The following is a 23,446-nucleotide window of genomic DNA, read 5'->3' as shown; positions in this document are numbered from 1 at the left end:
GCTCCTCAATGCTGGAATACGGCAGTAAACGCATCCTGATCGTCGATGATTTCACCGACTTTCGCAGTTCGCTTAAGTCCATGCTGCGTGACATGGGCGCGCGTGATGTGGACACCGCTGATCGCGGTGAAGAAGCCCTGAGCATGTGCCGCAACAAGCGCTACGACATCATCCTGCATGACTACAACCTGGGCTGTGGCAAGAATGGCCAGCAGGTGCTGGAAGAGTTGATCGCCGGCAAGCTGATCAGTCATCAGTGCATCTTTGTCATGGTCACCGCCGAAAGCAGCCAGGCCATGGTCCTCAGCGCCCTTGAGCACGAGCCGGATGCCTACCTGACCAAGCCGTTCAACCGCGCCAGCCTCGATCAGCGCCTGGACAAACTGGTGGAGCGCAAAACTGCACTCAAGGGCATTCTTCAAGGCCTCGACAAACAGGACCCGGCCGCCGTACTGGAGGCCTGCAAAACCCTCAGCCAGCAGGACAAGCGCTACCTGCCCTTGTGCCAGCGCTACCAATCCACGGCGCTGCGCGAGCTGGGGCGTCTGGATGAGCTGGAGCAGCTGCTCAATGGCGTATTGGCCGAGCGACCGTTGCCCTGGGCGCAGGTGGCGCTGGCCGGCCTGATGCACAAGCGCGGCGAGTTGAGCCGTGCGCAGAGCCTCTACGAGAAGGGTTTGCAGCTATTCCCGATGATGCCGGCACTGTACGACGGCCTGGCCGCCGTGCTGCTGGCGCAGGGCGAGAGCCAGCGCGCTCAGCAAGCTCTGGAAGATGCGGTCAAATTGGCTCCGCTGGCGATTCGCCGGCAGATGCAGCTGGGCAAACTGGCCTTGGATAACCAGGACTTCGACAGCGCCGGCAAGGCCTATCGACAAGCCATGGAGCAAGGTCGCACCTCCAAATTCAAGAGCCCGGAAAACTACCTTGGTCTGGCCCAGGCGATCACCGCCCAGGCCGGTGACGGCACACTCGACAAGCGTTTGCAGATCGAGGTCAGCCAGGCCCTCGGTGAGCTGGATAAAATCTATGCCCATGACCCCAATGTGCAGGTGCGCTCACGCCTGGCTTTGGCCAGCAGCTTGAATAAATCCGGCGAGCCCAAGCGTGCTGCGCAACTGGCCGCCGAAGCCGCTGCGACGATGGAAAAGCTGCCGCAGCTGTTCGCCGCCGATACTGCCCTCAGCGTCGCCAGTCAATTGCGCGCGCTGGGCCAGACGGCAGCCAGTGATGCGTTGCTGAAAAGCTGTGTCGAGGTATACGGCGACGACCCGCAGGTGATGCAAGGCGTGGCCCGGCAGACTGACAACGCCGAGATTCTCTCCGGCGGTAAAGAGGCCGTGGAGCTAAATCGCCAAGGTGTGCGCTGCTACCAGCAGAAGCAGTTCGACGAGGCGCTCAGACTGTTCCGACAGGCCTTCGCTCTGCAGCCGAAGAACATCAGCATCGCCCTCAATACCGCGCAATCGCTGTTGCAATCGGCCAGCGGCGAAGCGTCTGCCGCTTTACTCGAGGAGTGTCGGCGTTGCCTGGCCGTGGTCAGCCAGATGCCCGAGACGGATGCCCGGCATGCGCGTTACCTGCAACTGCAGCGGCGAGCGTCCGGCCAATGAGTGATTCACCTGGAGGACTGGACTTCTCCACGGTGATCGCCTCCACCGTGCACGACATGAAAAACTCCCTGGCCATGCTCACCCGCGCCCATGCGCAGTGGCAGGCGCAGCTGCCGCCGGAACAGCAGCAGGCCAGCGAGCAGGGCGTGATTGAGTATGAGTTTGCCCGTCTCAACGGCATGCTGGTGCAACTGCTCGGCCTGTATAAGCTCGGCGTTAACCAGCTACCCATGCGCCCTGGTTATCACGAGGTCGAGGATTTTCTTCAGGCGCAGCTGGCACGGCACTTCGAGGTGCTGCAAAGCCGGCAGATCAGCGCTCGCTGCGAGGTAGAAAGTTTCGATCTGATGGGCTTCTTCGATGAAGAGCTACTCGGCTCGGTGGTCGCCAACATCATCACCAACTCCATCCGCTACGCCCACAGCGCCTTGCTGATTCGGGCCTGGGAGGAAGGCGGCAAGCTGGTGCTGGCGATCTGTGACGACGGCCAGGGCTACCCGCAGGAGATGCTCAGCCAGCAATCCAACTACGTCCTCGGCCTCAAGCACAGCACCGGCAGCACCGGGTTGGGCCTCTACTTCGCCGGTCGCATCGCCGAGCTGCACGAGCGCCAGGGCGTGCGTGGGCATATCGAACTGGCCAACGGCGCGCCGCTGGGTGGTGGGGTATTCAGGATTTATCTGCCCTGAAACGACTGCGGCCCTGCGGTGTGTATCACGCCGCAGGGCCGCACGTAAGGCCGTAAAAAACGCTTAGCTTTCCAACCAGACGTCACGCACCCAGTGCCAGACCGACTCCCAGGTTTCGTCTTCGTTGATTTCGCCGGTTTCCGCTTCCCACAGCAGCACGGTGCCGTCTTCTTCAACCACGTAGTAGTTGCCGTGGTCTTCGCACAGCGGCACGAATTCGCGCGGTACGCCCAGCGACCAAGCGGTGGCGGCGACTTCCGGTAGGTAGGTATGCGATTGCGGGTCGCTGGCGGTTACCGGTTCCAGGCGGCCGTAGACCACATCGCTGACCTGCAGCAGGTATTCGCGCAGGGCGAAGGGCAGATGGATAAGGATCTGCTCCTGAATCTCCACCAGGGTTTCTTCTTCCGGCAACTCCAGCGGGACGGGCACCGGCTCGTTGAGTTCGCGCAACTGTTCGATGACTTCTTCCACGGGGTTAGCCTCTTTTGCAGGTAATACGGGAGCGTCTTATACCTTAGACGGGTTTAAGCAAAAAGCTGGCACAGTGCTATTGTTCATGTGGATAGTGCGTCAATTTTTGAACGTCATTAATTGGTCGAGTCATGAAAAGTGAAACGCAAGAATCCGAAGGCGGTGCGCTCAGTGAGGAGGAGCGGCTCCAACTGCTGACCACCGCTGGCAAACGCAACCGGCTGTTTATCCTGGCGTTGGCCGGGGTGCTGGGTAGTCTGATGCTGGTTTCGGTCGGGCTGAATATTCACAGCGTGTTCAGTGCCGGTGATGGGCCGCGTATTCAGGCGCTGGAAAAACAGCTCCTGCAGCTTGAGCAGCAACTGGCCGTGCAGCAGACCGCATTGAGCAATCAGGAAGAGCTGTTGGCCAGTCAGCAAGCCTCACAACTGACCGGGTTATTTGAGCGTGCTGAGAACCCAGATACCATCGCTGAAGTGAGCAAGGTATTGCAGGCTCAGGAGCGTGATTATCAGCAAGTGATGCAGGGGCTGAAGGCCGGTATGCGTGATTTGGCCAACATGCTGCCGGGCTCGCGCAGCTGGCTGGCTGATTACAACGAAATGATTGATCGCGCAGAACTGAACAGCCGTCAGCGCCGTGAAGAAATCCAGGCATGGAGTGAAAAGGCCCAGCAGCCAGCCCCGGCGGCCAAGCCACCGGGTACCAGCGTCGATCCGGGCTAGCGGTTAGCCCATGTGGAAGAAGGCCAGTTTATTGCCGTCCAGGTCACGGAAATAGCCGCCATAGAAGCCCGGTATGCGTTCGCCCGGCGCCCCTTCGTCGCTTGCGCCTAACGCGATGGCTTTGGCGTACAGTTTGTCCACACCCTCGCGTGATCCGCCTGGCAGCGCGATCATCTGGCCATTACCTGGCGTCGGTGCTTGCTTGTCATGGGGAATACAGATGGCAAACATCGGCTGCCCCTTGGCGATGCCATAGAACGCGATGCGGCCCAAATCCATGACGATTTTGGCACCCATCTCTGCCAGCAAAGGGGTGTAGAACGACTTGGCTTTCTCCATGTCGGTGGTGCCCACAGTGGTGTATCCGATCATTGCTTAATCCTCAGGGTGGTGTGCTTGGCGCGGATCAGATTGCACTTTGAGTAGGCCGCGCGCCAGTTCATACAGTTGCTGAATGATAGACAAAGAAAACCCGGGACTTGCCCGGGTTTTCTCAGCATAGCGAGGGATCAGCCGTTCTGGCGGATACCGGCCACCAGCCACGGTTGGTTGTCACCAACGGCCCGCTCCAGACGCCAGCTTTCGCTGAATACTTCGCCCTGGTCAAAACGCGAGGTCTTGGCCACGCCGGTGAAGGTCAGGGTGGCGACAGTCTTGTCGCTCAGATCATCGACGCCATCCAGCTGTACATCGAGGTTGTCGACGTAGGTGGATTGGAAGCCATCGCCCAGGTCGGCACGCTCGCGGCTGAGGAATTCCAGCAGCTGTGGGGTGACGAACTCGGCGATCTTGTCCATCTCGTTGGCATCCCAGTGCTGTTGCAGACTGAGGAAGTGCTCACGACCGGCGCTGATAAAGCTCTGCTCGTTGAACCAGGCCGGGGCATTGATCACCGGTTTGATCGCAGCGGCTGCACTGCTACCACCGAAGATCGAGGCTGGAGCAGCTGGCATTTCACGCTGCATCGGCGCGCCGTTGGCAGTCGCCGGGCTGGCTTGCTGACGACGGGCGGCGAGGAAGCGGAACAGCAGGAAGGCGATCAGGCCGAAGATCAGCATGTCCATGATCTGCAGGCCTTCGAAGCCGTCACCCATAAACATCGAGGCCAGCAAACCACCTGCGGCCAGACCGGCCAATGGGCCCAACCAGCGCGAGGCACCGCTGGCTGCAGCCGGTTGACGACCGGCGGTCGCCGGGGCCGCGGTTTGCTGAGCCGGCGCCTGGCGAGCCTGGTGGCTTGGTGCAGAACCGAAGGATTTGCCGCCGCCCAGACGTTTGGCTTCGGCGTCGAAACTCATGGTGGTCAGTCCCAGGCTGAGGAACATGGCCAGGGCGATGCTAAGGAAACGCTGCATGGTTAGCTGTCTCTTGGTGATTGGATCTACGCGCGGCATCTTGCCCGGCGTGAGCGGCGCTGGCTAGGCCTAGAATGTTTCGAGCTTTTGCCCGTGCGCCTGAGTCAGCGGCGCAGCAGCACCAGTAGCGGCCCGCAGCGTAACTGCCGGCGCAGCAGGGCGCGGAAGTCGGCAGGGTCTTCCTCGGGGTGGCGCAGCCAGTGGATAAAGCAGCGCAGGTAGACGCCGGTCAGCAGGCTTTCCTCGGCGATACGGCACAGGTGCAGGGTTTCCCGCCGCGCCGCCTCGCGCCACCACTGCACGGTGCGGCTGATGCGTAGCAGACCGCCAATCTGCAGGTGGATATGCCCCGGTTCGAGTTTGTACAGCAGCATCTGTCCGCTCACTGCGCGGTGCGCGGCCAGGCTGTCGAGCCAGGCGATCAGCAGCTCTTCCAGGCGTTTGGCCGGCTCAAGCGTCAGCAGGTCTGCGCCGTTGCCGCGCGCCAGCAGGGCCTTGTCGGCACGGTCGAACCAGGCTTCCACCAGTTGATCCTTCTCGCGGTAATGCACGGCGATGGCATCCAGCCCCACACCCAGGTCGGCCGCCACATCGAACAGATGCAGGCGTTCCCAGCCGCAAACATCGGCCAGTTGTAGGGCGCTATCGAGTATCTGTGACGCGGAGACAGTTGTGCGTTTCATCGGCTCACCTCGCCAAGCAGTATGGGCGGCGAGCGCCGTCGGGCTGGTCTGAAACGACAAACGGAACCCGAAGGTTCCGTTTGTTTGTGCGTAGGGCGGGTACTTAGCGCCAGTTGTACAACTCTTTCTCCGACAGCTGGTGCATCTGGCTGACTTGGGCCTGGAAGGCCTGCATCGAAGCCCAGATGCGCCCATTCAGCTCGCTCTGCGCGGCCAGCTCGCCGAGCACCACGGCGGATTCGCGCTGCATGGCGGCGAGTACGTCGTCGGGGAAGCGTTTGAGCAAGGTGCCTTGCTGTTTCAGCTCATCCAGCGCCATGGCGTTGTGGTAGACGTAATCGTCGAGCATGTCTTGGCTGGCGGCGCGGGCCGCTTCCGTGAGTATTGCCTGCAAGTCGGCCGGCAGGCTGTCGAGGGCTTTCTGGTTGACTAGCAGCTCGAGCACCGCCTGGGGTTCCTGCCAGCCCGGGTAGTAGTAGAACTTGGCCGCCTTGTGCAGGCCAAAGGCCAGGTCGTTGTAGGGACTGACCCAGTCGGTGGCATCGATGGCGTTGGTTTGCAGAGCGGTGAATACCTCGCCGCCTGGCAGGTTCACGGTGGTGGCGCCGAGTTTGCTCAGCACTTCGCCGCCCAGGCCCGGCATGCGGATCTTCAGGCCCTTGAGGTCATCCAGCGAATTGATTTCCTTGTTGTACCAGCCGCCCATCTGCATGCCAGTATTGCCCACTACCATCGGTTTTACGCCATAGGGAGCATAGGCTTCATCCCATAGCGCCTGACCGCCGCCCTTGCTCAGCCAGGCGTTCATTTCGCTGGTGGACAGGCCGAACGGCACAGCGGTGAAGAACTGCGCCGCCGGCACCTTGCCCTTCCAGTAATAGGCCGCGCCGTGACCCAGCTCGGCGGTGCCGCGTGACACGGCGTCGAACACTTCCAGCGGCGGCACCAGTTCGCCACCGGCATACACCTTGATGGTCAGGCGGCCGTTGCTCATGGTCTTGACCCGCTCGGCCAAACGCTCAGCGGCGGTGCCCAGGCCGGGGTAGTTCTTCGGCCAGGCGGTGACCATCTTCCAGTGGAAAGTCTGTACCGGCTCGGCGGTAGCTTGTTGCGCGGCAGGTTCTTCCTTGCAGCCGGCCAGCCCGAAAGCGGCGAGCAGGGCGCTGGCAAGCAGCAGAGGGCGGCGGATCATGGGGGCTCCTTGTTGTTTGAATAGATTGTCGATTACAGCGCCTGCAGCTTGGCGTAGCTGAGCATCAGCCACTTGCTGCCTTCGCTCTCGAAATTCACCTGCACCCGCGCCTGCGCGCCGGAGCCTTCGAAGTTGAGGATGGTGCCTTCACCAAACAGTGAGTGCTGCACGCGCTGGCCGAGGTTGAAGCCGGTATCCGGCACCGCGCTGCCGGCGAACATGCTGTCGCCGCTCATGCTGTTGCTGCCCACATTGCGGCTGACCGCGCCGAACGGCCGGCTGACGCTGTTGGACAGGCGCACTTCCTGAATCAGCTGCGGTGGAATCTCGCGGACGAAGCGCGACACCTTGTTGTAGGTCTCGCTGCCGTACAGACGGCGCGTTTCGGCGTAGGTAATCACCAGCTTGCTCATGGCGCGGGTGATGCCGACGTAGGCCAGGCGACGCTCTTCTTCCAGGCGGCCGGGCTCTTCCAGGCTCATCTTGTGTGGGAACAGGCCTTCTTCCATGCCCACCAGAAACACCTGGGGGAATTCCAGGCCCTTGGCGCTGTGCAGGGTCATCAGCTGCACGCTGTCTTCGTTTTCAGCCGCCTGGGTGTCGCCGGCTTCCAGCGAGGCGTGGCTGAGGAAGGCCTGCAGCGGCGTCAGCTCGTCATCCTCGGTGTTGTCGAAAGTGCGCGCGGCGCTGACCAGTTCCTCAAGGTTTTCGATACGTGCCTGGGCTTTTTCGCCTTTTTCGGCCTTGTGGTAGGCAATCAGTCCGCTCTGCTCAATGACGGTCTGGGTCATCAGGTGCAGCGGCATGCTCAACACTTTGGCGGCGAGGTTTTCGACCAGTTCGATAAACCCGGCCAGGGCACCCGACGCACGGGCCGGTAAGGCCTTGGCGGCAACCATCAGGCGAATGGCTTCCCACATCGACACATCATGGGCGCGGGCATATTCGCGGATGGTCTCGACACTTTTCTCGCCGATACCGCGGGCCGGCACGTTGATCACCCGCTCCAGTGCCGCATCGTTGCCGCGGCCGTCGAGCAGGCGCATATAAGCCATGGCGTTCTTGATTTCCGCGCGCTCGAAGAAGCGCTGGCCACCATAGATGCGGTAGGGGATTTTCTCGCGCAGCAGGGCTTCTTCGAGCACCCGTGACTGGGCGTTGGAGCGGTAGAGAATGGCGATTTCGCTGCGCTTGAGGCCGTCCTTGCGCAGGGCATCCTCAATCGATTCCACCACATAACGGGCTTCATCGTGCTCGTTGAACGCGGAATACAGGTTGATCGGCTCGCCATCGCCGTCTTCGGTCCACAGTTCCTTGCCCAGGCGGCCCTGGTTATTGGCGATCAGGGCGTTGGCGGCCTTGAGGATGCCGGCGGTGGAGCGGTAGTTCTGCTCCAGGCGGATCACTTCGGCGTCGCTGAAGTCATCAGAGAACTGCTGGATGTTTTCGATCTTCGCGCCGCGCCAGCCATAGATCGACTGGTCATCGTCGCCCACCACCATCATGCTGTCGCCGCCCTTGGCGAGCAGGCGCAGCCAGGCGTACTGGACGGCGTTGGTATCCTGGAATTCGTCGACCAGGATGTGCCGGAAGCGCCGCTGGTAATGCTCCAACAAGCCCGGCTTATCCCGCCACAAATCGAGTGCGCGCAGCAGCAGCTCGGAGAAGTCGATGACCCCGGCGCGCGCGCAGGCCGCTTCGTAGCCTTCGTAGATCTTCAGCATGGTGGCGAGAAACAGGTCGCCGCCGGGCTGGATGTTCTTTGGCCGCAGGCCTTCGTCCTTCTGCCCGTTGATAAACCACTGCGCCTGTTTAGGCGGCCAGCGCTGTTCATCCAGGCCGAGGTCGCGGATCACCCGCTTAACGATGCGCTGCTGGTCGTCGGAATCGAGAATCTGGAAGTTTTCCGCCAAGCCGGCTTCCTGCCAGTGCGCGCGCAGCAGGCGGTGGGCTAGACCGTGGAAGGTGCCGACCCACATGCCCGCCGGGCTGACACCGAGCATGTGCTCAATGCGATGACGCATTTCGGCGGCAGCCTTGTTGGTGAACGTCACCGACAGGATGCTGTGCGGCGAGGCATTCTCGATCTGGATCAACCAAGCAATGCGGTGCACCAGCACGCGAGTTTTACCGGAGCCGGCGCCGGCCAGTACCAGTTGGCGGCCCACACGCGCGGCAACAGCCTGGCGTTGGGCATCATTAAGAGAGGCAATCAGGAGTTCGGGGTCATTTTGCATCGCGGCATTCTAGGGGGCTGCGTCAGGCAGGGCAAACCAGGCTGTTGTGGCGGTTTTATTGGACGACTGGTGAGTCAGCTCAACGAGCGTAGATGGGCTACGGCTGTGACCATCGAAAGTTGGGTATTTGTACTGTGAATTGGCGCACATCCAGCTTGGGCGAAGCGTCTAGCTCGCGTATGCTGCGCCGACGTTTAGGCAACCACTATAAGAAAATCGCCTATGACCGCATCGACTTCATTTGCTGCCGCCAATAGCCTCAAGCCGACTTCCGGGCGGGAAGTGGCTCAGCTGTTCGCGACAGATATCGCCGCCGAACGCACCCGCATGCTCTATCAGGGCTCGCAGGTGCCAACCTTGTTCATGCTGCTTAGCGGCGTGGTGTGTGCCTTCCTGTTATGGGGCGCGCTGCCACCGGTGCTGCTGGTCAGCTGGGCAATCTGGCTGGTGATCCTCGCCGTGCTGCGTTTGGTGCAGGTCCGGGCCTTCAATACTGCATTGCCCAGCCGTCAGGCTGAACGCTCCTGGCGTCTGCTGTTCCTGTTTGGCGCGGGCGCTTCGGGACTGACGTTGGCGTTTGCGGCTATCGCTCTGGTGCCGGCGGATGTGTTTTACCTGCAAGCCCTGGTCTACGGCCTGATTGCCGCGGCGATTCTTTCAGCCAGCGTGGCCTATGCCATCAGTTTTACCGCCTTCCTCAGTTTTGCTTTGCCCTGCCTGCTGCCTTCGGTGGGCTATCTGCTGCTCAGCGAGCATCCGTTGCAACAGGGCTGGGGTGTGCTCGGCAGTATTCTGCTGCTGGCCCTGCTGGTGGTGGCCTGGCAGGTCAATCGGCTGGTGCAGCGCAGCTTGCTGCAGCGGTTTCACAACCAGGCACTGATCAGCAACCTGGAGCACGCCAAGCAGCAGGCTGAAGGCCTCAATGGTGAGCTGGCCCATGAAGTGGAACAGCGGCGGCGTGCCGAGCACGAGTTACGCCTGGCCCATGATGAGCTGGAAATGCGCGTGGCTGAGCGCACGCTTGAACTGGATGAAACCACCTACGCCCTGAGCAAGAGCCGCGCGCGCCTGACCCTGGCGATTGAGGCCAGTGAGTTGGGCCTGTGGGACTGGGACCTGCAGAGCGATGAGGTGCACCACTCGCGCCTCAAAGAAATTTTCGGCCTGGAGCCCCATGAAGTACAGGTGATGCTGCGCGACCTCAAGCCGCGCCTGCACCCGGATGACCTGCCAGTGCTGCGTCGTGCACTGGTCGAGCATATGAAGGGGCGCAGTGACGACTATCAGGTGGAATACCGCATCAAGCACGCCGCCGGTCATTGGGTGTGGATCGAAGACCGTGGCCGCGCGGTCGAGCGCGACGCCGAAGGCCGCGTGCTGCGCATGCTCGGCACCCGTCGCGATATCAGTGCGCGCAAGGTGCAGGAGCAGCAGCAACAGCTGGCCGCCACGGTGTTCGAGGCCGCCAGCGAAGGCATCGTGATTCTCGACCCGGACTACCGCCTGCTGTCGGTCAATCAGGCCTTCAGCGACGTGACCGGTTATCGCCAGGACGAAGTGGTCGGCAAAAGCGTAATCAGCCTGATCAGCAGCAGCGACAGCCGTCGGCAGTATCAGATGATCCGCCTGGAGCTGGAAAACAGCGGCACCTGGTGCGGTGAGCTGATCGAAACGCGCAAGAACGGCGAGCTGTATCCGCAGTGGCTGCAACTCAATGTAGTGCGCGATGCGCGGGGCAGTGTCAGCCATATCGTCGGCTTCTTCGCCGACCTGTCGTCGCGTCGGGAAGCCGAAGAGCGCCTGCGCTACCTGTCGCACTACGACGAACTGACCGGCCTGGCCAACCGCAGCCTGTTCAAGGAGCGCCTGCACGACGCCAGCCAGCGTGCGCGACAGAGCGGGCGCAGTATCGCCTTGCTGCACGTCGACCTGGACCGCTTCAAATTGCTCAACGACAGCCTCGGCCATGAAGTCGCTGACCAGCTGCTGCGCCAGGTCAGCCGGCGCCTGACTCAGGCTGTGCCGGAGGCCGATACCCTGGCGCGTCTGTCCGGTGATGAATTCGCCATCCTCATCGACGCCTACGGCAGCCTCTCCAGCCTGGCACGGCTGGCAAGCCGCCTACTGAGCAAGCTGCGCGTGCCGATGACCGTGGGCGGGCATGAGCTGGTGGTCAGCGCCTCCCTGGGCATCAGCTTGCTGCCGGATAACGCGCGGGAAATCTCCGCTCTGGTCAGCCAGGCCAATATGGCCATGCAGCACGCCAAGCACCTGGGCGGCAACACCTTCCAGTTCTTCACTGACAACCTGCAGGCCTGCACCCTGGAGCGCCTACAGCTGGAAAACCAGCTGCGCAAAGGCATCGACGAAGGCCAGTTGGAAGTGTTCTACCAGCCCAAGCTGTGCCTGGCGTCCGACAGCCTCAATGCGGCCGAGGCGCTGGTGCGCTGGCGGCATCCGGAGCTGGGCCTGGTGCCGCCGAGCGACTTTATCGGGCTGGCCGAAGAAACCGGGCTGATCGGCGCGATTGGTGAATTCGTCCTGCGCCAAGCATGCCTGCAGGCGCGTACCTGGCAACTGCAGGGCTTGGCGCATATTCGCGTGTCGGTAAACCTCTCGGTGCATCAGCTGCGCCAGGGCAACCTGCTCAGCCTGGTGCGCCAGGTGCTCGATGAAACCGGCCTTGAGGCGCAGTACCTTGAGCTGGAGTTGACCGAAAGCCAGTTGCTGGACAACGTTGAAAGCGTGATCAGCACCTTCCAGCAATTGCGCGAGCTGGGGGTCAAATTGGCCATCGACGACTTCGGCACCGGCTATTCCTCGCTCAGCTACCTCAAGCGCTTCCCGGTGGATTACGTGAAGATCGACCAGACCTTTATCCGCGATCTGACCCCCGGCAGCGAAGACGCCGCGATCACCCGCGCGATCATCGCCATGGCCCACAGCCTGGAGCTCAAGGTGGTCGCCGAGGGCGTGGAAACCCAGGCGCAGATGGATTTCCTCAAGAGCCAGCGCTGCGACGAGATCCAGGGTTACCTGATTAGCAAGCCGGTACCGGTCGAGCAGTTCGCTAAGTTGCTGCGCGAGCAGGTCGAGAAGCTCTAATGGCCCGACGGGTGGCTTGTCGGCCGCCAGTCGGGTCGTTACTGTCGCGCTTTCGCTGACTCGCAGGACGCAACATGCAGCCCACTTCTTCCGCCCCCGCAGCGCGCCCGGCCAATGCCACCCTGATCCTGCTGGCCTCGCTGTATTGCGCCCAGGGCTTGCCCTCGGGGCTGCTGGCGCATTCGCTGCCGGTGTTGCTGCGTCAGCATGGCGTTGATCTTGCGTTGATTGGCCTGCTCAAGTTGTTGGCCTTGCCCTGGTTGCTCAAGGTGCTCTGGGCGCCGTGGGTGGATCGGCTGGCTTCGCCGCGCTTGGGTCATCACCGCGGTTGGATTCTGCCGTTGCAGCTTGGCGTCATTACGGTGATTGCGACGCTGGCGCTGATGAGTCCCGAGCGGCTGTTCGACAGTCATTTTTTCTTGCTGATTGGCCTGTTACTGCTGGTCAATCTGGCAGCCTCGACTCAGGACATTGCCACTGATGGGCTGGCCGTACGCCTGCTGCCAGAGCGCTGGCGCGGGCTGGGCAACAGCTTGCAGGTAGGCGGCTACAAGGTCGGCATGCTGGTCAGCGGCAGTGGTTTGCTGCTGGCGATGGATGCGCTGGGTTGGAACCTGAGTGTGGCGCTGGTGGCGCTGCTGCTGGTGCTGATGACGCTGCCGATCTGGCGTTTTAACGAGCGACGCGAGCTGCCGTTTCAACCGGCGCAGGCGGAGCCGGCCGGGCCTGGGCTGTTGCTGCGGCATTACCGTGGCTTGCTGTTACAGCCCGGCATGCTGTTCTGGTTGGCGGTGCTGCTGAGTTTCAAGCTGGGCGATGCGCTGGGTTCGCCGATGATCAAGCCGATGTTGGTGGATCAGGGCTGGAGCAATGCTGAGCTGGGTCAGCTGACCCTGATCAGCAGCCTGGCCGGCATCGCCGGGGCGTTTCTCGGCGGCCTGCTGTATGCGCGCATCGGCGCGTTACGGGCGCTGCTGCTGTTCGGGCTGTTGCAGGCTTGCGGGATCGCCGCCATGGCTCTGCTGGTAAATGCCGGCGGCAGCACCGGCTTGGTCTACCTGGTGGCGTTGTTCGAGCAGACCGCCGATGGCATGTCCACGGTGGCGCTGTTCGCGGTGATGATGCGCCAGTGCCGGCCCGAGCATGAGGGCGCGGACTTTACCCTGCAGGCCAGCGTGCAACTGCTGTTGGCCGGGCTGGTGGGCGCCACCAGTGGCTGGCTGGCCGAGCAGCTGGGTTTTGCCACGTTGTTTATCAGCGCCGGTGTGCTGGGGCTGCTGGCGCTGCCCATCGTGCTGCTGTACTTCTGGCGTGGCGCTCGGCCGGCGGCCAGCGCCGCATAGTTCACCGGTCGGTTTCCGGGCCGCGCCATCGCGGTGTTTCCTCTATTCCCACCTGAATCGGTCGACAGCGTGCCTGCCCGCTGTGCAACCGGATCAAAGATGGCTGCCTTTGTGCCTTACGCGAGTAATCCTGCCCGCCTGTCCGGATTGAATCGAGGTGCGTATGCGCAAACCCGCGAGCCTGAGTGTCGGCCTGCGCCTGTTGTTGGCGTCCCAGGCCATGGCCCCGTTAAGTGTCAAACTGGGGCTGGTGCAGCAATTGGGAGCCGAGAAAGCCGCGCTGCTGGCGCCGCATATGCCGCCGGGGCAGTTGCGTGAGCTGATCATGGTTATGCCCATTGAGTTTGCGGCGGCGGTGACCACCCACTTGGACCCGCGACTGATCCTCGATACCTACCTCAGCCTGCCCGATAGCTTGCACCTGGAGGTGGCGCGCCAGCTCTGCGCCGATGGTGCGTTTGCCACGGCGGCGCTGTATGCCGAGTGCTTGTCGGCCAAGCAGATCAAGGTGCTGATTTACGGCATCAACGATGTTGACCATGTGCTGCAGATTGCTCGGCACATCGTCGATATGCCACTGATCAGCGAGAGCCTACGCAGCTTCTCTACCGGCTACCTGTGCAAGCTCACCGAGGCTGCGGTGGTGGACCGCAACCTGCCGGTAGCAGCGCAGGTGCTGGGCGGTTTGTCCTTGGCGCGGCAAGCCGATGTGTGCGCGGGGTTGCAGCCAGCGACCCTGCGTAAACTGCTGCCGCTGCTGCTGCTGATCAGCGGCGAGGGCTTACGTCAGCAACTGCCAGAAGCGGTGTTGCAAGTGTTTGAAGAGCAACTGGCCTAGCCGCTGGGCTATTCCATCCACTGCCGTTCGTGGCGTTCAAGCAGGTTGCTGGCTTGCTCCGGGCCGTCGCTGCCGGCCGGGTAGGGGCGTGGGCTCTGGTAGTGCTGGTGCCAGCCTTTGATGATCGGGTCGACCCAGCTCCAGGCGGCTTCCACTTCGTCGCGGCGCATAAACAGCGTTGAGTCGCCTTCGATGACGTCGAGCAACAGGCGCTCGTAGGCATCCCAGCGGCGCTGTTTATGGAAGGCATCCGCCAGGTTGAGGTCAAGTTCAACCGGCTGCAGGTGCATGCCCTTACCGGGGCTCTTGCCCATCAGTTGCAGGCTGATGCGTTCTTCTGGTTGCAGGCGAATCAACAGGCGGTTGGCTTCGCCGCCGCCGAACAGTTGATGTGGCACTGGCTTGAACTGGATGAGGATTTCCGAGGTTTTACGCGCCAAACGTTTGCCCGTGCGTAGGTAGAACGGCACACCGGCCCAGCGCCAGTTATCGATCTCGGCGTGCACGGCGACAAAGGTTTCAGTGTCGCTGTCGTTGTCGACATTCTTCTCGAAGTAATAGGCGGGCACTTCCTGGCCGCCGATCTTGCCGGCGGTGTATTGGCCGCGCACGGTTTTGTCCTGAACGTCGAGACCGGTGATGGGTTTCAGGGCTTCGAGGATTTTCACCTTCTCGTTACGCACCGCCTCGGCGTCGAAACGCACCGGCGCTTCCATGGCCACCAGGCACAGCAGCTGCAGCAGGTGGTTCTGGATCATGTCGCGCATGGCGCCGGCTTTTTCGTAGTAAGCGCCGCGATTTTCCACGCCGAGGGTTTCGCACACGCTGATCTGCACGTGGTCTATATGCCCGGCGCGCCAGATCGGCTCGAACAGGGCGTTGGCAAAGCGCAGTGCCATCAGGTTCTGCACCGTCTCTTTGCCCAGGTAGTGGTCGATGCGGAACACCCGCGACTCATCGAACACGGCGCCAATGGCCGCGTTGATGGCCTTAGCTGACTCCAGCGAATGGCCAATCGGCTTTTCCAGCACGATGCGCGCCTTGGGCCCAGCCAGGCTGGCGATTTTCAGGTGCGAGGCGATGTCTTCAAACAAATCCGGCGCGGTGGCCAGGTAGTAAATGCGCACCCGCTCTGGATCGTTCCCCAGGCGTTTGCCCAGGCGGCCGAAATCGGCGCTCTGGCTGGCATCCATGGCGAAGTAATCAAGCCGTGCGGCGAAGCTGGCCCAGGTGTCATTGTCGAAGTCGTTGCGCGCTACTTGAGCGCGGCAATGGCGCTCGGCCAGGGCCTGAAACGCTGAGCGGCTGAGCGCGCTGCGCGCCAGGGCCAGAATACGCGTGTCGCCATGCAGGCGACCGGCGCGATGCAGGTGATAGAGCGCTGGCAGCAGTTTATGCAGGGCCAGGTCGCCGGTGCCGCCAAACACCAGCATGTCGCAGGGAATGCTCAAGGTGGGAACTCCGACTCGGTTTAACCGTGCGGCGGCGGCGGCCATGTAGTATAACTACAAGACCACTACAACCTGTCTTTCGCCGATCATAACCGAGTCATGACTCCGATGCGGCGTGCTAGATGGATTCGTTAGCCAAAAGCCGAGCCTAAACCTGTGAACCTGTTGCAGCACATTGCCCAGTCGCGTCATCTACTCCGCAAATCGGAACTCAAGGTCGCCGACCATGTTCTGCTTGATCCGGCTTCGGTCATGCACAGCTCCATGGCTGAGCTGGCCCATAGCGTCGGCATCAGCGAGCCGACGATCGTACGGTTCTGTCGGGCGATTGGCTGCACCGGTTTTCAGGACCTCAAGCTCAAATTGGCGCAAAGCCTGGCGGCCGGTGCCAGCTTCGGCCAGTTCGCCATCCATGAAGACGACTCGGTGGCCGACTTCAGCCTGAAAATCTTCGACACCACCCTGCACACCCTGATCGAAGTGCGCGAAAAGCTCGACACCCAGGCCTTGCAGCAGGCCATTGCCGCGATTGCCAATGCCCAGCGTGTGGAGTTCTATGGCTTTGGTGCGTCCGGTGCGGTGGCGGCGGATGCCCAGCACAAGTTCTTCCGCCTGCTGCTCACGGCTGCAGCCTATTCCGACCCGCACATGCAGGCGATGAGTGCGGTGACCCTGAAACCTACCGACGTGGCCATCTGCATTTCGCAGTCCGGGCGCTCCAAGGATTTGCTGATCACCGCCAACCTGGTGCGTGAAACCGGCGCGACGTTGATCACCCTGTGCCCGAGTCAGACGCCGCTGGCGGATCTGGCCACGGTCAACCTGGCCATCGACGTGCAGGAAGACACTGAAATCTACACCCCGCTGACTTCGCGCATCGCCCACCTGGTGGTGATCGACGTGCTCGCCATGGGTGTGGCCATGGCTCGCGGCCCAGGCCTGGTTAACCACCTCAAGAGCGTCAAACGCAGTCTGCGCAGCCTGCGCCTGTCGCCGAAGTCGCATAAAACCGTCGAAGACTGATGTCATCGCCACGTTATCGCGTGGCCATCAAAGCGTCATATCCAGGGTCGATGCTGGTACTCCCTTACTCAGCTTGGGAGTTGCACCCTATGTCTGGCTATCTGGATAAACCGCAGTCTCACGAAAGCAGCGATGCAAAAGCTCGGCGCAAGCTGATCGACCAGCGCCGCATGGAATACCGTCGCGCCATTGAAAGCTATGCCGAGCAGCGTCAGCTGCAACATGAGTTGGTCGACTTTCCGGAGTTGATTGCAGCTAATTACCTGGCGGGCAAGCAGGCATTGGCGCAGCAAACCGCTCAGCCAGCGTGTTGATCAGGCTGCGTTGATCGCGCACGAAGGCGAAAAACGCTTGGGCCACCGGTGACAGGTATTTGCTGCGCGGGTGCACCAGGCACCAGCTGCGCAGCAGCGGCAGCTCGCTCACCGGCAGCTCACGCAGGACGCCGCATTCCAACTCGCGGCGCACCGCGTGACGTGGCAGCAGGGCAAGGCCAAGGCCGGCGATGACGCCTTCGCACTGACCTTCCATGGAGCCGACTTCCAAGGTTTGCGCGAAGTGCGCGCGCTTCTGGTGGCAATACTCCTCACAGGCCTGGCGCGTGCCGGAGCCCGCTTCGCGGATCAGCAGCGGAAATGCGGTGAGGTCCTGCAGGCTCAGTGGGCCCTGACTACACAACGGGTGATCGGCGGGCGCCACGGCGATGATCGGGTTCGTCAGAAAGGGCAGAAACTCCAGGTTCATGTCCGTTGGCACCCGCGACATGATCAACAGGTCATCACGGTTGGCGTTCAGGCGTTTAAGGGCCTGGGTGTGATTGGTGACCACCAGCTGTAAGTTGACTTCCGGGTATTGCTGGCGAAAAGCGGCGAACAGGTGCGGAATGAAGTACTTGGCGCTGGATTCGATCGCCAGGCTCAATTGCCCTTGCAGTGAGCCCTGTAGGTCAGAGAGCTGCATGTCGAGGCTTTCCAGGCGGCCGAAAATATCCGCGCTGGCGCGTTGCAGGGCTTCGGCGGCTTCGGTCAGGTACAGCTTCTTGCCGATGTAATCAAACAGCGGCTGGCCGATCAGCTCTTCCAACTGGCGAATCTGCAGGCTTACGGCGGGTTGGGTCAGGGCCATTTCCTCTGCGGCGCGGCTGTAGGACAGATGGCTGCACACTGAGCGAAACACCTGAATCTGACGAAAAGTCATACGCAGCAAGGACTTACGCACAAATTTCACCTGTGTGAGGGCAGTGGCCAGGCTTAACTATAAGCTTTAGCTAATGCCTAACCCAATAATAATTGATTTTGGTTAATCACCAAGCCGGCGTAGCGTGAGCACCTGACCGCTGCTGCTGTTGCGGTCACACGTCGACCGGTTTTGCCGTTCGCCTGCTCACGTGATCGAGGACGCTGGCTCGTGATCAAGAAAATCCTGATAGCCAACCGCGGTGAGATTGCCGTACGCATCGTGCGGGCCTGTGCCGAAATGGGTATTCGCTCGGTGGCGGTGTACTCCGATGCCGACCGCCACGCCTTGCACGTCAAGCGCGCCGACGAAGCCCACAGCATTGGCGAGGAACCGCTGGCCGGCTATCTGAACCCGCGCAAGCTGGTCAACCTGGCGGTGGAAACCGGCTGTGATGCACTGCATCCCGGCTATGGCTTTCTCTCGGAAAACGCCGAGCTGGCGGACATCTGCGTCGAGCGGGGCATCAAGTTTATCGGCCCGAGCGCGGAAGTGATCCGGCGCATGGGCGACAAGACCGAAGCGCGGCGCAGCATGATCGCCGCCGGCGTACCCTGCACACCCGGCACCGAAGGCAACGTGGCGGATATCGCCGAGGCACTGCGCGAAGGCGACCGCATCGGCTACCCGGTAATGCTCAAAGCCACCAATGGCGGCGGCGGGCGCGGTATCCGCCGCTGCAACAGCCGCGACGAGCTGGAGCAGGCCTACCCACGGGTGATCTCCGAGGCGACCAAAGCCTTCGGCCGTGCCGAAGTGTTTCTGGAAAAGTGCATCGTCAACCCGAAGCATATTGAGGCGCAGGTGCTTGCTGACAGTTTTGGCAACACCGTGCACCTGTTCGAGCGCGATTGCTCAATCCAGCGGCGTAACCAGAAGCTGATTGAGATCGCCCCCAGCCCCCAGCTGACGCCTGAGCAGCGCGCTTACATCGGCGATCTGTCGGTACGCGCCGCCAAAGCGGTGGGTTACGAGAACGCCGGTACCGTGGAGTTCCTGCTGGCCGAGGACGGCGAGCTGTACTTCATGGAGATGAACACCCGGGTTCAGGTGGAGCACACCATCACCGAAGAAATCACCGGCATCGATATCGTCCGTGAGCAGATCCGTATCGCCTCGGGGTTGGAGTTGTCGATCAAGCAGGAAGACATCATCCACCGGGGTTTCGCTCTGCAGTTCCGTATCAATGCCGAAGACCCGAAGAACAATTTTTTGCCCTCGTTCGGCAAGATCACCCGTTACTACGCCCCCGGCGGTCCTGGGGTACGCACCGACACGGCGATCTACACCGGCTACACCATTCCGCCGCACTACGACTCCATGTGCCTGAAGCTGATCGTCTGGGCGCTGACCTGGGAAGAAGCCCTGGCCCGTGGCCTGCGCGCCCTGGATGACATGCGCGTGCAAGGGGTTAAGACCACCGCTGCCTATTACCAGGAAATCCTGCGTAACCCGGAATTTCGCAGCGGCCAGTTCAACACCAGTTTTGTCGAGTCGCACCCGGAGCTGACCGAATACTCGATCAAGCGCAACCCGTCGCACCTGGCCATCGCCATTGCCACCGCCATCGCTGCCCACGCCGGCCTGTAGGGGAAGGAATCAGACCATGAACAAGAAGATCACCATCACCGATACCATCCTGCGCGATGCCCACCAGTCGATCATCGCCACCCGCATGCGCCTGGATGACATGCTGCCGATCTGCGCCAAGCTCGATCAGGTCGGTTACTGGTCGCTGGAAGTCTGGGGCGGCGCGACCTTCGATTCCTGCGTGCGCTTCCTCAAGGAAGACCCCTGGGAGCGCCTGCGCAAACTCAAGGCCGGTCTGCCTAACACCCGCTTGCAGATGCTCCTGCGTGGACAGAACCTGCTCGGTTATCGCCACTACAGTGATGACGTGGTGCGCGCCTTTGTGGCCAAGGCCGCCGTCAATGGCATCGACGTATTCCGCATCTTTGATGCGATGAATGACGTGCGTAACCTGCGCGTGTCCATTGAAGCGGTGAAGGCCGCCGGTAAGCACGCACAAGGCACCATCGCGTACACCACCAGCCCCGTGCACACCGTTGAGGCGTTTGTGAAGCAGGCCAAGGCCATGCAGGCCATGGGCATCGACTCCATCGCGATCAAGGATATGGCCGGTCTGCTCACCCCGTACGCCACTGCTGATCTGGTGCGGGCGCTGAAGGCGGAAGTCGACCTGCCGGTGTTTATCCACAGCCATGACACCGCTGGCATGGGTTCGATGTGCCAGCTCAAGGCGATTGAAGCCGGTGCTGACCATATCGACACCGCCATCTCCAGCTTCGCCTGGGGCACCAGCCATCCGGGTACCGAGTCGATGGTCGCCGCGCTCAAGGGCAGCCCCTACGACACCGGGCTGGATCTGGCGCTGATTCAGGAGATCGGTCTGTACTTCCACGCCGTGCGCAAGAAGTACCACCAGTTCGAAAGCGAGTTCACCGCCGTGGATACCCGCGTGCAGGTCAACCAGGTGCCGGGCGGGATGATGTCCAACCTGGCCAACCAGCTGAAAGAGCAGGGCGCGTTAAACCGCATCAACGAGGTGTTTGCGGAAATCCCGCGGGTGCGTGAAGACCTCGGCTTCCCTCCACTGGTGACACCGACCTCGCAGATTGTCGGCACCCAGGCGGTGTTCAACGTCCTCGCCGGTGAGCGTTATAAAACCATCACCAACGAGGTGAAGCTCTACCTGCAAGGCCGCTACGGTTTGGCGCCGGGCAAAGTCAACGAACAGCTGCGCAAGCAGGCGATTGGCAGCGAAGAAGTCATCGAAGTGCGTCCGGCCGACCTAATCAAGCCGGAGATGGCCAAACTGCGTGAGGAAATCGGCAGCCTGGCTAAGTCCGAAGAGGACGTGCTGACCTATGCCATGTTCCCGGATATCGGGCGCAAGTTCCTTGAAGACCGCGCTGCCGGCACCCTGACGCCGGAAGTGCTGCTGCCGATCCCGGAAGCCGGCGGTGTGGTCCCTGCGGGTGGTGAAGGCGTACCGACCGAATTCGTGGTGGATGTACACGGCGAAAGCTACCGCGTCGACATCACCGGCGTTGGCGTGAAGAGCGACGGCAAGCGCCACTTCTACCTGTCGATCGACGGCATGCCGGAAGAAGTGGTGTTTGAACCGCTGAATGATTTTGTCGCGGGCAGTTCTGGCAAGCGTAAGCAGGCCAGTGCGCCGGGCGATGTCAGCACCAGCATGCCAGGCAATATCGTCGATGTACTGGTCAAAGTCGGTGACACGGTCAAGGCCGGTCAGGCGGTACTGATCAGCGAGGCGATGAAGATGGAAACCGAAGTGCAGGCGCCGATTGCCGGTACCGTGACGGCGGTGCATGTGGCCAAGGGCGACCGGGTCAATCCGGGCGACGTACTGGTGGAAATCGAAGGTTAACCTCGGAAGCCCCGGCTGTTTGAACAGGCATTTGAATGGCTTTTTTGGGGCTTCTTTTTACACCGCAGGCGCGGCTTATTCGTCGCGCCTGCATGGGTTTTTAGGCCCAGTGCCTGAGTCCCCGGAGCCGTAAGGCTCCTTTTTTCGGTTATGCCCCGCTGTGCAGGGTTCTGCTGTTCTCAGCAGGAGACTGGGCAAAACTGCGGGTATCAGCACAACGCGTGGTGGGGGCATGACCTTTTATTCGAGCAGGTGTGACGCGACAGGCGTCTTAATAGCAGTTCAATACGGGAGCAATGCGCGGTGAGTCTGGATCCGGTGGTGCTGTTCTTTGTGTTCGGCCTGTTGGCGGGTTTGCTGAAAAGCGAGCTGAAATTGCCACCTGCGCTGTATGAAACCCTCTCCATCATTCTGCTGCTGGCGATTGGTCTGCACGGCGGTGTGGAGTTGGCCGAGCAGGCCAGCTGGCAGTTGCTCGGGCAGGCCGCCTGGGTGCTGGGGCTGGGTGTGGCGCTGCCGCTGCTGGCCTTTGCCGTGCTGCGCGGTCTGGGCTTCGACCGGGTCAACGCCGCGGCAGTGGCGGCGCACTATGGTTCGGTCAGCGCCGGGACCTTTGCTGTGGTAGTGGCCTACATGCTGGCCAAGGGCATCGAGTTTGAAAGCTATATGCCACTGTTTGTCGCCATTCTGGAAATCCCGGCGATTCTGGTCGGCATCCTGTTGGCCAAGGGGATTGCCCGCGACACCGATTGGGGCGAGTTGGGCCGGGAAATCTTTCTCGGCAAGAGCATCATGCTGCTGCTCGGTGGCCTGATCATCGGTGCGATTGCCGGCAAAGAGGCAATCAAGCCGCTGGAGCCGTTCTACACCAGCATGTTCAAACCGGTGCTGGCGCTGTTCCTGCTGGAGATGGGGCTGATTGCCTCCGGTCAGCTCGGCTCGCTCAAGCAGTTCGGTCTGCGCCTGCTGGGTTTTGCCTTGCTGATGCCATTGTTCGGTGCGTTGATCGGCGCGCTACTCGGTCGTTTTATGGGCCTGAGCCTTGGCGGTACAGCGGTGCTGGCTACGCTGGCGGCATCTGCGTCCTATATCGCCGTGCCGGCGGCCTTGCGTCTGGCCTTGCCCGAGGCCAACCCGTCGCTGTCGCTGACGGCGTCGCTGGGCATTACCTTTCCCTTCAATATCATCGTCGGCATCCCGTTGTACCTGATGCTGGCCGAACAACTGATGGCCTGGGGGCTCTAGATGGACGCGCATATCCGCACCCTGCTTACCGTGATCTGCGAAGCGGCGCTGGAGAAAAAACTGGTGGTTGACCTGGAACAGCTTGGCGCGCCGGGCTGGACCATCTCCGATGCCCGCGGCCGGGGTGGCCGCGGCGTGCGCAGTGCCGGCTGGGACACCGAAGGCAATATCCGCGTGGAGATCATCTGCACCCGCGATATCGCTGAACGCATCGCCGGCCACCTGCAGGCGCGCTACTACGCCAACTACGCCATGGTCTGCTACCTGGCCCAGGTTGAAGTGCTGCGCGCGGAAAAGTTTTAGCGGCGCAGGCGATGGGCGGTGCGCAGTTCCAGTAGGTCTTGATAGGTGCAGGTCTGCGGTGCTTCGCCGGTCAGATCAAAGCAGCGTTGACCGAAACCCATTGGCCAGTAAGCGATGCCGACTGGTGGCCAAAAGATCGAGGCCACTCGGAAACGGCTCTTCAATTTGCCAGAGCGGATGGTATTGGCCTGATTGTCTTCGATACGGTAGGGAATACCTGCGCTGGCGCCCCAGGAGAAGGGACGGCTGCGGACAAGCCCCTGGTTGTTCTTCGCCGGTCGTTCGTTGATTACCAGGGTGCTGTTTTCCGGCAGTTTGAACCAGGCGCCGGTGGAGCAGCCTGCGCAGGCGAGGGCGATGAGTAACAGGGTGCTGAGGCGGAGTGCGGACATGCGTGTCGATCCTTATGGTCATCCGTGAACATTCACGAGCAGGCGTCAATCTGGCCATTGGCCAGCTGCGCGGGCGCGCAATATACCCAGTTTTGATCGGGTTTGCCTGTGCCGGGGGTGTTCCTGA

The 23,446-nt window shown here is 61.7% G+C and carries 21 protein-coding genes; 12 read left to right on the top strand and 9 right to left on the bottom strand.

All coding sequences use genetic code 11. The features are described 5' to 3' along the window. Positions 1-8: 8 nt before the first annotated feature. Both HCI85_RS08780 and HCI85_RS08775 read left to right on the top strand, forming a co-directional pair. A complete protein-coding gene (locus HCI85_RS08780; protein ID WP_167144135.1) occupies positions 9-1,613 on the top strand; it encodes a tetratricopeptide repeat-containing response regulator in 1,605 nt (534 codons plus the stop codon). After that, positions 1,610-2,302, top strand: coding sequence for a sensor histidine kinase (locus tag HCI85_RS08775; protein WP_167144133.1), 693 nt, complete (start codon positions 1,610-1,612; stop codon positions 2,300-2,302). The genes HCI85_RS08780 and HCI85_RS08775 overlap by 4 nt, the downstream gene beginning before the upstream one ends. A 63-nt stretch (positions 2,303-2,365) precedes the next feature. On the opposite strand, the gene HCI85_RS08770 is transcribed toward HCI85_RS08775, so the two are convergent. Further along, positions 2,366-2,776 (bottom strand): SMI1/KNR4 family protein, encoded by a 411-nt coding sequence (locus tag HCI85_RS08770; protein WP_090250916.1) that lies wholly within the window; start codon positions 2,774-2,776, stop codon positions 2,366-2,368. A 131-nt stretch (positions 2,777-2,907) separates the two neighbouring features. On the opposite strand from HCI85_RS08770, the gene HCI85_RS08765 reads away from it, so the two are divergent. Further along, the gene (locus tag HCI85_RS08765; RefSeq protein ID WP_167144131.1) at positions 2,908-3,501 is read left to right on the top strand and encodes a hypothetical protein; all 594 of its coding nucleotides are present in this window, start codon (positions 2,908-2,910) and stop codon (positions 3,499-3,501) included. Between the two features lie 3 nt (positions 3,502-3,504). Here HCI85_RS08765 and HCI85_RS08760 read toward each other — a convergent pair whose 3' ends face one another. The 5 genes from HCI85_RS08760 to uvrD form a co-directional block, all read right to left on the bottom strand. Then, positions 3,505-3,873 (bottom strand): VOC family protein, encoded by a 369-nt coding sequence (locus tag HCI85_RS08760; protein ID WP_090250911.1) that lies wholly within the window; start codon positions 3,871-3,873, stop codon positions 3,505-3,507. 137 nt (positions 3,874-4,010) lie between these two features. After that, positions 4,011-4,856 (bottom strand): Tim44 domain-containing protein, encoded by an 846-nt coding sequence (locus HCI85_RS08755; RefSeq protein WP_167144129.1) that lies wholly within the window; start codon positions 4,854-4,856, stop codon positions 4,011-4,013. A 104-nt stretch (positions 4,857-4,960) separates the two neighbouring features. Then, on the bottom strand, positions 4,961-5,539 hold the full coding sequence (locus HCI85_RS08750; protein ID WP_167144127.1) for a TetR/AcrR family transcriptional regulator: 579 nt from the start codon (positions 5,537-5,539) through the stop codon (positions 4,961-4,963). A 103-nt stretch (positions 5,540-5,642) separates the two neighbouring features. Beyond that, complete coding sequence (locus HCI85_RS08745) at positions 5,643-6,731, bottom strand: TRAP transporter substrate-binding protein (protein WP_167144125.1); 1,089 nt, start codon at positions 6,729-6,731, stop codon at positions 5,643-5,645. 32 nt (positions 6,732-6,763) lie between these two features. Next, positions 6,764-8,968 (bottom strand): DNA helicase II, encoded by a 2,205-nt coding sequence (gene uvrD, locus HCI85_RS08740; protein ID WP_167144123.1) that lies wholly within the window; start codon positions 8,966-8,968, stop codon positions 6,764-6,766. A 222-nt stretch (positions 8,969-9,190) separates the two neighbouring features. Between uvrD and HCI85_RS08735 the strand changes: the two genes are divergently transcribed. From HCI85_RS08735 to HCI85_RS08725, 3 genes are all read left to right on the top strand, one after another. After that, a complete protein-coding gene (locus HCI85_RS08735) occupies positions 9,191-12,073 on the top strand; it encodes an EAL domain-containing protein (RefSeq protein WP_167144120.1) in 2,883 nt (960 codons plus the stop codon). A gap of 74 nt (positions 12,074-12,147) precedes the next feature. After that, positions 12,148-13,416: an MFS transporter gene (locus HCI85_RS08730; RefSeq protein ID WP_167144118.1), complete on the top strand. Its 1,269-nt coding sequence runs from the start codon at positions 12,148-12,150 to the stop codon at positions 13,414-13,416. Positions 13,417-13,579: 163 nt separating this feature from the next. After that, positions 13,580-14,254, top strand: coding sequence for a hypothetical protein (locus HCI85_RS08725; RefSeq protein WP_090250891.1), 675 nt, complete (start codon positions 13,580-13,582; stop codon positions 14,252-14,254). 8 nt (positions 14,255-14,262) lie between these two features. Here the strand turns inward: HCI85_RS08725 and zwf are convergent, their stop codons facing one another. Continuing rightward, positions 14,263-15,750 (bottom strand): glucose-6-phosphate dehydrogenase, encoded by a 1,488-nt coding sequence (gene zwf, locus HCI85_RS08720; protein ID WP_167144116.1) that lies wholly within the window; start codon positions 15,748-15,750, stop codon positions 14,263-14,265. A 111-nt stretch (positions 15,751-15,861) separates the two neighbouring features. Between zwf and hexR the strand changes: the two genes are divergently transcribed. Continuing rightward, positions 15,862-16,728: a transcriptional regulator HexR gene (gene hexR / locus HCI85_RS08715; RefSeq protein WP_090250886.1), complete on the top strand. Its 867-nt coding sequence runs from the start codon at positions 15,862-15,864 to the stop codon at positions 16,726-16,728. A gap of 89 nt (positions 16,729-16,817) precedes the next feature. Then, positions 16,818-17,042: a PA3496 family putative envelope integrity protein gene (locus HCI85_RS08710; protein ID WP_160086176.1), complete on the top strand. Its 225-nt coding sequence runs from the start codon at positions 16,818-16,820 to the stop codon at positions 17,040-17,042. Here HCI85_RS08710 and HCI85_RS08705 read toward each other — a convergent pair. Continuing rightward, entirely contained in the window at positions 16,984-17,946 is a 963-nt protein-coding gene (locus HCI85_RS08705) for a LysR family transcriptional regulator (protein ID WP_090250880.1), read from the bottom strand. The two genes, HCI85_RS08710 and HCI85_RS08705, sit on opposite strands and share 59 nt — an antisense overlap. Before the next feature lie 189 nt (positions 17,947-18,135). Between HCI85_RS08705 and HCI85_RS08700 the strand changes: the two genes are divergently transcribed. The 4 genes from HCI85_RS08700 (at position 18,136) to HCI85_RS08685 (ending at position 22,927) form a co-directional block, all read left to right on the top strand. Beyond that, complete coding sequence (locus tag HCI85_RS08700) at positions 18,136-19,554, top strand: acetyl-CoA carboxylase biotin carboxylase subunit (RefSeq protein ID WP_090250877.1); 1,419 nt, start codon at positions 18,136-18,138, stop codon at positions 19,552-19,554. Between the two features lie 16 nt (positions 19,555-19,570). Next, complete coding sequence (oadA, locus tag HCI85_RS08695) at positions 19,571-21,379, top strand: sodium-extruding oxaloacetate decarboxylase subunit alpha (protein ID WP_167144114.1); 1,809 nt, start codon at positions 19,571-19,573, stop codon at positions 21,377-21,379. 303 nt (positions 21,380-21,682) lie between these two features. Next, complete coding sequence (locus HCI85_RS08690) at positions 21,683-22,624, top strand: sodium-dependent bicarbonate transport family permease (protein ID WP_090250873.1); 942 nt, start codon at positions 21,683-21,685, stop codon at positions 22,622-22,624. Then, on the top strand, positions 22,625-22,927 hold the full coding sequence (locus HCI85_RS08685; protein WP_090250871.1) for a P-II family nitrogen regulator: 303 nt from the start codon (positions 22,625-22,627) through the stop codon (positions 22,925-22,927). On the opposite strand, the gene HCI85_RS08680 is transcribed toward HCI85_RS08685, so the two are convergent. Further along, positions 22,924-23,319, bottom strand: coding sequence for a hypothetical protein (locus HCI85_RS08680; protein WP_160086170.1), 396 nt, complete (start codon positions 23,317-23,319; stop codon positions 22,924-22,926). The genes HCI85_RS08685 and HCI85_RS08680 overlap by 4 nt on opposite strands. Between the last annotated feature and the right edge of the window lie 127 nt (positions 23,320-23,446).

Source organism: Pseudomonas sp. OTU750018 (assembly GCF_011636575.1).
GTDB lineage: Bacteria > Pseudomonadota > Gammaproteobacteria > Pseudomonadales > Pseudomonadaceae > Aquipseudomonas > Aquipseudomonas peli.
The sequence above is the reverse complement of the archived record's forward strand: the minus strand, read 5'-3'. Positions and strand labels throughout refer to the sequence as shown.